Below are 7,878 nucleotides of genomic sequence, written 5' to 3' on the forward strand. Positions count from 1 at the left end.
CTTTAATACTTATTCTTCTGATATATCAATTCTGAATGATCGATTCTAAATGTTTATGGAATTGTATGGTTAAGAGATGTACTTTCATAAACCCTAAAATCATTTGTAGATTTTGGATTGCTATAGAAAGGATGAATGGAGATAAAGAAATTATGTTTAACTGGCTAGGTGCAATTAAATATAAAGCTCTGAAGCCTGTGATATAAGCGCAGAAAACAAGACAAGCTTTGACCCTTCATAACTCAAATATCATAACTCAAATATAAAGATATAAACTTTGTGATAAAGCGACAAAAAATAACCTATAGGTTAAATACCTAAAGAATTTCCTGAGCATTAATTGTCACTGTATTATAAAAAAGATGTTACTTAAAACTGTAATCTATTTAGAACACCATGACCAATGCTGAAGCAGTCCTTGCAGGCAGATATCAAATTATAAAGCCACTTGGTGGCGGTGGTTTTGGCTGTACCTATTTAGCAAGAGATTTACAGTTACCTAACAAGCCTGCCTGCGTAGTTAAACAACTCAAGGTTCAATTACATAATCCTCAAGAAATAGCGATCGCTAAACGATTATTTGAAAATGAAGCCAAAACTTTAAATGATTTAGGCAGTCACGATCAGATTCCTCGATTATTTGCACATTTCGAGCAAAATGGTGAATTTTATCTAGTACAGGAGTTTATTGAAGGACAAACATTAGATCGGGAGATTAGTGGTGGTCGCAGGTGGAGTCAAAAGGAATTAGTTTCCTCTTTATGGGATATTTTGCAAGTCTTGGCTTTTGTCCATAGTTCACAGGTGATTCATCGCGATATTAAGCCCGCCAATTTAATTCGCCGCAAGCGCGATCGCAAAATTGTCTTAATTGACTTTGGTGCGGTCAAAGCCTTATCCAAAGACTCTATGGATTTTTTAAAGGAAGCAAATAAAGAGACAAGAACGGTGGTAGTTGGTTCGTTGGTATATATGCCCAACGAGCAATTAGCTGGTCAGCCTAAATTTTGTAGCGATATTTATGCTTTGGGCATCATGTGTTTGCAGGCTTTTACTGGGCTTGCATTCAAAGAGCTTCCCAAAGAAGAACAGACCAATGAGTACAATTGTGCGAAAGCAGTCGCTAAGGCGAATCTGCAAATTAACCGAGGATTAGCAGCAATTATTGACAAAATGATGCGCTACGATTATCGCCAACGTTATCGGGATGCTGGAGAAGTACTGCAAGCCTTAGAAAAATTACTCAATATTACCAATACCGCGACGACACTCACAGCGACTTCTACCCCTAAGACACCTGCTTCACCATTACCATTTCAGTTGGAAGAGCCTGAGGGACAAATAGAAGTAGGTTCTCCATTCTATATTCAACGTCCACCCATAGAGAAGGACTGTTGTGAAACAATGCTAAGGGCTGGTTCGCTCATTCGCATTAAAGCACCACGCCAAATGGGTAAGTCATCTCTCCTCTCGCGGACGCTTGCCTTTGCTAAATATAAGGGATATCAAGTCGCACACCTATATTTTCAACAAGCCGATAGCGATGTGTTTAGCGATCTAGACCTATTTCTGCAATGGTTTTGTGCGAGCATCGCTGCCGAACTCGATCTAGAGGATAATTTGGATCAACAATGGCAGGGGGTTTTAGGAAGTAAAAACAAATGTACGAAGTATTTTCAGCGCTATTTATTAACTGCGAAGGAGCCTCCCTTAGTTCTAGGCTTAGACGAAGTAGATTTAGTTTTTCAATATCCTAAAATTGCGACTGACTTTTTTGGGCTTTTGAGAGCTTGGCATGAGAAGGCAAAAAATGAGGAGATTTGGAAAAAACTGCGATTGGTGATCGTTCACTCTAAAGATGTTTATATCCCTCTCAATATTAATCAGTCACCGTTTAATGTGGGTTTACCAATCGAGTTACCTGAGTTGACATTGGCTCAGATTGCCGAGCTCGTCCAGCGCCATCAACTCTCTTGGCAATCCGTTCAGATCGAGCAATTAATGCACCTTACAGGTGGACATCCCTACCTCGTAAGACAAGCTCTCTATCAAATTAGTCGGGGACGGATCGACTGGGAAAGCTTGTTAAAAGTAGCCGCGACGGAAGAGGGGATTTATGGCGATCACCTTCGTCGTCAATTCGGTAACTTAAGGGAAGATCCCGAACTACTGCAAGCTTACAAAGATTTAGTCTCGATCGCAGTTCCTCTTCAGTTAGATAGCCAAGTGGCTTTTAAATTGAGAAGTATTGGCTTAGTGAAGTTTGTTGGCAATCAAGTAATTCCCATGTGCGATCTTTATTACCAATATTTTCGAGAAGTTTTTCGGCAATAGGGAAGAATAATGCTCGCGACAAAAGCAACGACGAATTATCTATACCAAGTTGGGGGTAGTTTATCTATTGATGCCCCAACCTACGTAGCGCGGCAGGCAGATAACGATCTGTATGAAAGTTTGAAGGCAGGAGAATTCTGCTACGTTCTCAACTCTCGGCAAATGGGTAAATCGAGCCTGAGAGTTCGGACGATGAAGCGTTTGCAGGAGGAAAATTTCACCTGTGCAGCGATCGATATTACGGCGATTGGTACATCCGACATTACTCCAGAACAGTGGTATGCGGGATTAATTGATAGCATTATCAGTAGTTTAAATTTATACGATTCCTTTAATTTAGAAGAATGGTGGGAGCAAAATCATTTACTTTCGCCAGTCCAGCGCTTTGGCAAGTTTCTAGATGAAGGTTTGCTCAAAAAAATTTCTTCACCTGTAATTCTTTTTGTGGATGAAATTGATAGTATCCTCAGTTTGAATTTTCGGGTTGATGATTTCTTTGCGCTCATTCGGGAATTATTTAATCGTCGGGCCGATCGCATTGCCTACAATCGCTTAACCTTTGCCCTTTTTGGCGTTGCTACGCCTGCCGATCTGATTCGCGATAAACAACGGACTCCTTTTAATATCGGACGGGCGATCGAGTTAAGAGGATTTCAGCTCAAGGAAGCGACTCCTTTAATGCGAGGATTATTATCGAAATCACAAAATCCCGTTGCGGTCATCAAAGCCATACTCGCCTATACGGGAGGGCAACCCTTTCTCACTCAAAAACTTTGTCAGTTAATCTTGCTCTCTAAGGATTCTGTTCCCTTAAATCACGAACTCGTTTGGGTTAACAATCTGGTGCGATCACGCCTCGTCGAAAATTGGGAAATACAAGACCAGCCCGAACATTTTAAGACCATTCGCGATCGCATTCTTTGGAGTAGTGAAAATCGTCAGGGTAAATTACTGGGTTTATATCAACAAATTTTAAGTTCAGAACCGTCATTACACAAACTTGAATGCGGCATCGTTGCCGATGATAGTCCCGAACAAACCGAATTAAGGATTACGGGATTAGTAGTCAAACGAGAGGGGAAACTGCGGGTTTATAACCCCGTTTATGCCGCGATTTTCAATCAACATTGGGTAAATCAAGCCTTAGCAAATTTACGTCCCTACGGAGAAGCCTTTAAGGCTTGGATGGATTCTAATTACCAAGATGAATCGCGCTTGTTACGGGGGCAAGCTTTGCAGGATGCCCTGATCTGGTCGGCGGATAAGAATCTGAGTAACTATGATTACCAATTCTTTTCGGCTAGCCAAGAACTCGAAAAAAGAGAAGTGGAAACGGCTCTCCTTGCTCAAGCTGAGGCTAATCAGATTCTCTCCGCTGCAAAGCGAAGACTAGAACAAACCTTAAAAGCAGAACAGGATGCGAAGCTCCGTTTAGTGGAAATGCAACAAAGACTACAGGCTAGTCTGATGGAAGCAGAAGTTGTACTCAAAAGCGCCTCTGCCAAAGCAACATTTATTCTCAATCAGCAATTTGAGGCGCTGTTGGAGTCGATGGAGGCTGGCAAACAATTGCAAGCTTTAGAAACTTCTACAGGAGAAAAAGCAAGTTTGCGAATGCATGGACTAACGGCTCTCCATCAAGCAGTTTACAATGTATGTGAATACAATCATTTTGCAGGACATCTCGATACGGTCACCTGCATTGCGATCCAACCCAATGACAATCTAATCGCATCGGGAAGTAGCGATCGCACGATCAAAATATGGGATCAAAAGGGGAACTTACTGCAAACTCTCATGGGGCATACAAACTGGATTACCAGTCTCAGCTTTAGCCGTACTGGGCAACATCTAGTTTCCGCCAGTCGTGATGGAACCATTAGGCTGTGGAAGATGAGTCGCTTGACGAAGATGTTTATAGATCAGCCGATCCAAGTGCTTAAAGATCATCAAGCACCAGTTTTAGCGGTGAAATTTAGTCCCACGGATTCCATTTTCGCCTCCTGCGGTGAAGATACCAAAATTCGACTTTGGCGCGATGATGGTACTCCCTTTAACACCTTTGTCGGTCACCACAAATGGGTAACCTGTCTTTGCTTTAGTCCAGATGGCGAACGGATCGTTAGTGGGAGCGCCGATCGGACGATAATTATTTGGAATATTAACGGCACTCCGATTAAAACCTTTAAAGCCCACGATAGCTTTATTGAAGATATCGATATATCGCCATCGGGACGTGTCATTGCTTCGGCAAGTCGCGGACGTGACGTTAAACTGTGGAATATGGAAGGGAATTTAATCGCATTTCTAGAGGGACATACCGATAAGGTTTTGGGAGTGCATTTTCATCCCAATGGTCAATCTCTAGCCTCAGTCAGTAGCGATCGCACGATTAAAATTTGGGACTTCAAAGGGGAATTGCTCAAAACTCTCCAAGGGCATAAAGGCGGAGTCCATAGTATTACCTTCAACTCCAATGGCAGTACGATGCTTACGGGTAGCCAAGATACGACCCTCAAGCTGTGGCGATTGCATGGTAACTCTCTGTCATATATGGATGGACATACGGACGAAATCAATTGCGTAGCTTTTAGTAGTGATGGTCGCTTTATTACTACAGCTAGTAGCGATGGTACGATCAAGATTTGGTTTGCCCATGCCAAACTGATTGCCTCTTTAGAAGGACATAAAGAGAGCGTTAATAGTGTTTGTTTTAGCCCAGACAATCGTTTTTTACTATCCGTCGGAAGCGATCGCGCAATCAAAATTTGGAATGGGAAAGGAAACTTACTAAAAAGTATCTATAACGAACATGAATCATCAATTTATAGTATCGCCTATCGCGGTGATGGCGAGATCTTTGCCTCTGCTAGTGCTGACTGCACGGTTAAGTTATGGAATAAAGAAGGGGAATGGGTGCATACTTTAATCGGACATGCCAATGCTGTATATCAAGTTTGTTTCAGCGCTGATGGGAATATGTTGGCAACGGCAAGCCAAGATAAAACCGTTAAACTCTGGCATTGGGATGGAACCCTATTAAATACTTTGAGCGGACATACGGGCGAAGTCTATAGTGTTTGCTTTAGCCCTGACAGCCAAATCGTGGCTAGTGGTAGTAAGGATGGCAGTATTAAATTATGGAGACTTGATGGTAAATTATTGAGAACCTTAAACGAGCATAGTGCTGAAGTAAGGAGTGTTTGCTTCAGTCCCGATGGGAATGCTCTAGCTTCGGGCGGTAACGATCGCACAGTCAGGATCTGGAGTCTGGATGGCAAAGAGCTGCTAACGCTGCAAGGGCATCATGCACCAGTAAAGAGCGTTTGCTTTAGTCCTAGCGGCGACACCCTCTTGTCAGCTAGTACCAATGGTCGAGCGATTCTTTGGGATTTCTCATTACCCCATCTGATGGAGCTAGGCAACAACTGGATTAAAGACTATTTGGAAACCCATGAGCCTCCTAATTTAAGCTCGCAATGTGAAAGATAGCCAAGTAATACCAAAGATAAGTGGTGGCGCGGAGCGCCGCCACTTATCTTGAGCGCAAAGCGCTGTATGAAATGTTTCTATGGATTAATAGTTTCAATTCTTGCGGATAATCCCTGTTGGGCGAGGCGTGAAACTTGTACCTCCGCAATGCGGCGATCGCTATAGGCTCCGATCTGGACTACTAGATAACCGTTAAGACGAGAGGCAAAGGAATTAGGGACAATCTGGCGCACTTGCGCAACCGCATTGGCGGAAGAGACAGGAACAACTACTCGATAGCGTGGTGGTGTTTGGGGGGTGAGACTTGTGTTCGCGAGGGGTGCAATTTGGATGGGTTGATTTACAGGTTCCCCACTGGGAGGAAAAGAGCGGACAGGACGCAAACTCGAAGTAATTTCGGTGTTCGTTGGTATGGGGGAATCCAATCCCCTAGGGGCGATCCTGATGATAACGGAAGTTACGGGCTCGTACCAAAAAGGATTATTAGCTTGATTGGCTTGATTGGCTTGATTGGCTTGATTTCCTTGAGTATTGGCAAAATTAAAGCTATTATTCGGATTGGAAGCGGTCGGTCTAACCAATGCTGGCGGACTATCCAGATGAGATGCAAGGTTCATGGGCTGACTGGCGGAAATCTCTTGTTCTAGTTTGAGGTTGGCAAAGCGATCGCTTTTAGGATTGCTGGGAATGGTGCTTGGGTTTGCGCTTGCAGCATTTGCTACAGAACTATTCACAAAATTATTCACAAACAAATTAGATGGCGGACGCACATTTAATAGTTGTAAATTCCCTTTCACTCTTTTAATGTCTAATTGATTGCCAATGACGACAACCGCATTACGGCTGACATTTTGGAGATCGAGTGTACCATTTCCCTGCAAAGTATTATTGCCATCATCGTTAGCCTTGCCCAAATCGGGCTTGGCTAGATCGGAAATTGTTAAGCCATAGTTGCGATTATTGATGATCGCATTGCCTCGCAAAACTGGTTTGGCATTGGCTTGAATTAATATGCCATTTTGATTTTGTGTGAAAGTATTTTCGGTGATTTGGGGAGTTGCCTCTTGACGGATACTCATCCCGAATGTAGTTTGTTGAAAGAGATTGCTACGAATATCAGGGCTTGCTTCCCCCTCGATCGCTAAGCCACTGGTTCCATTCCGAAAGAATTGATTAAAGGAGACGATCGCCGCCGATTTTCCCGTAATTAGCGCTCCATCTTGCTGATTACCAAGAAAAGTACTATTGGAAACCGTGGGACTGGCATTTTCAATCCAGAGTCCATAACCTCTAGAATTGGGGTTAGTTACGGTTACGCCCCGTAGTTCTGAGCGATCGCCTAGAGCGATCGCCACATTTTGCGGAAACCCCGATCCCGTTAAAAGCGTTCCTCCCCCTAAAATTGTAATCCCTTTCCCCTTAATGGTTTCATCCCCTCGCAAAGTTAAAGCTGAAGGCAGGCGAATGGGAAACTGCTCACCTGTGGTACTACTATAGGTTCCATTAGTTAGTTGTATGATCTGTTCAGACTGGGCGCGACTGAGGGCATAGGTAATAGTCTTAAATGGTGATGTATTGCTGCCGCGATCGGGGCGATCAAGTCCCGTCAGTGGATTTACATAGATAATATTTGGGTTAGTATTTGGGTTAGTATTTTGATTGGCAGCCTTTGAAGTTTGAGACGATGGCGTTTGTGCGGCAAGAGGCAATGCGATTATTAGGCAAGGAGACAGAATCGCAATTGGTATTAAATCGGTGAGATGTTGCAAGATAAGGGCTTTAAATGTCCTATGGATAATTATTTTCATGTGCGGATTGCTTCCCTTAAATGCTGAATTTATGGAACGGGATATGGGGCAAGGCTACTCAAAATATTAAATAAAATATTCAATAAAATATTAAATCTAGATTAAATTTAAAGTCCATATCCTTAGTGGTGCAGAAAAGTCTGGAAAAGGTTGCTAGGCATAGAGTCTCAGAATGAGACAAGAGGGATAAAAGGGGCAAGAGATGAGATACTCAAGTTCCTCAACAAAAGATCTTATCCATGCC

The 7,878-nt window shown here is 43.0% G+C and carries 3 protein-coding genes; 2 read left to right on the forward strand and 1 reads right to left on the reverse strand.

Features of this window, described 5'->3' with window-relative positions; all coding sequences use genetic code 11:
- Nucleotides 1–396 precede the first annotated feature (396 nt).
- Both PseudUWO310_RS22350 and PseudUWO310_RS22355 read left to right on the forward strand, forming a co-directional pair.
- Nucleotides 397–2,334, forward strand: coding sequence for an AAA-like domain-containing protein (locus tag PseudUWO310_RS22350; protein ID WP_143190567.1), 1,938 nt, complete (start codon nt 397–399; stop codon nt 2,332–2,334).
- 9 nt (nt 2,335–2,343) lie between these two features.
- Complete coding sequence (locus tag PseudUWO310_RS22355; protein WP_143190568.1) at nt 2,344–5,826, forward strand: AAA-like domain-containing protein; 3,483 nt, start codon at nt 2,344–2,346, stop codon at nt 5,824–5,826.
- Between the two features lie 77 nt (nt 5,827–5,903).
- Here PseudUWO310_RS22355 and PseudUWO310_RS22360 read toward each other — a convergent pair whose 3' ends face one another.
- Entirely contained in the window at nt 5,904–7,634 is a 1,731-nt protein-coding gene (locus PseudUWO310_RS22360; RefSeq protein ID WP_143190569.1) for a DUF1565 domain-containing protein, read from the reverse strand.
- Nucleotides 7,635–7,878 lie beyond the last annotated feature (244 nt).

Source organism: Pseudanabaena sp. UWO310, from assembly GCF_006861605.1.
Classification (GTDB): Bacteria; Cyanobacteriota; Cyanobacteriia; order Pseudanabaenales; family Pseudanabaenaceae; genus Pseudanabaena.

Coding starts and splice junctions, on each gene's coding strand:
- PseudUWO310_RS22360 (WP_143190569.1), bottom strand. CDS start 7,634: ATGAAAATAATTATCCATAGGACATTTAAAGCCCTTATCTTGCAACAT.
- PseudUWO310_RS22355 (WP_143190568.1), top strand. CDS start 2,344: ATGCTCGCGACAAAAGCAACGACGAATTATCTATACCAAGTTGGGGGT.
- PseudUWO310_RS22350 (WP_143190567.1), top strand. CDS start 397: ATGACCAATGCTGAAGCAGTCCTTGCAGGCAGATATCAAATTATAAAG.